Source organism: Bradyrhizobium sp. UFLA01-814, assembly GCF_046718885.1.
GTDB classification, from domain to species: Bacteria; Pseudomonadota; Alphaproteobacteria; order Rhizobiales; family Xanthobacteraceae; genus Bradyrhizobium; species Bradyrhizobium elkanii.
Genome location: NZ_JAQOSR010000373.1, coordinates 1 through 939 on the forward strand (window position 1 = coordinate 1; position 939 = coordinate 939).

Below are 939 nucleotides of genomic sequence, written 5' to 3' on the forward strand. Positions count from 1 at the left end.
TCTCGACCCGCTCCGTCGACGATCTGGTGCAGGCGATGGGCATGAGCGGCATCTCCAAGAGCCAGGTCTCGCGGCTATGCGCGGAGATCGATGACAAGGTGAAGGCGTTCCTCGCTCGCCCGATCGAGGGCGATTGGCCCTATCTGTGGATCGACGCCACCTATGTGAAGGTGCGCCAGCAGGGGCGCATCGTGTCGGTCGCGGTGATCGTCGCGGTCGGCGTCAACAGCGATGGCCGGCGCGAAGTTCTCGGCATGGACATTGGTCCCTCAGAGGCCGAGACATTCTGGACGGCGTTCCTGCGCAAGCTCGCCCGCCGCGGCCTGCGCGGCGTCAAGCTGGTCGTCTCCGACGCCCATGAGGGCATCAAGGCGACCGTCGCCAAGGTGCTCAACGCCAGTTGGCAGCGTTGCCGCGTGCACTTCATGCGCAACGCGCTGGCCCATGCCGGCAAAAGCGGACGGCGTGTCGTCTCCGCCTTCATCGCCACTGCGTTTGCCCAGGACGATGCCGAGGCCGCACGAGCGCAATGGCGGAAGGTCGCCGATCAGCTCCGCCCCAAGCTACCCAAGCTCGCCGGCTTCCTCGACGAGGCCGAGACCGATGTGCTGGCCTACATGACGTTCTCGCCGCAGCACCGCACCAAGCTGCACTCGACCAACCCGATCGAGCGCCTCAACGGCGAGATCAAGCGCCGGACCGAGGTCGTTGGCATCTTCCCCAATGAGGACGCCATCGTCCGCCTCATCGGTGCGATCCTGCTCGAACAGAATGATGAATGGGCCGTCCAGCGCGCCCGTTACATGACGCTGGAAACCATCGCGCCGTTGAGCGATGATCCAACCGTCAGCCTCCCGGCTATCGCCAGCTGACCAGTCCGGCTCTTGCCGGCGAACGCGGTGTCCCACCGCCAGTTACACCAAGCTCGGGGACACGATC

At 65.4% G+C, this 939-nt stretch carries 1 protein-coding gene; it reads left to right on the forward strand.

The window, feature by feature from the left end:
- The coding region (locus PMN64_RS42890; RefSeq protein WP_411785124.1) for an IS256 family transposase at positions 1 to 872 on the forward strand (872 nt) is incomplete at its 5' end.
- Positions 873 to 939 lie beyond the last annotated feature (67 nt).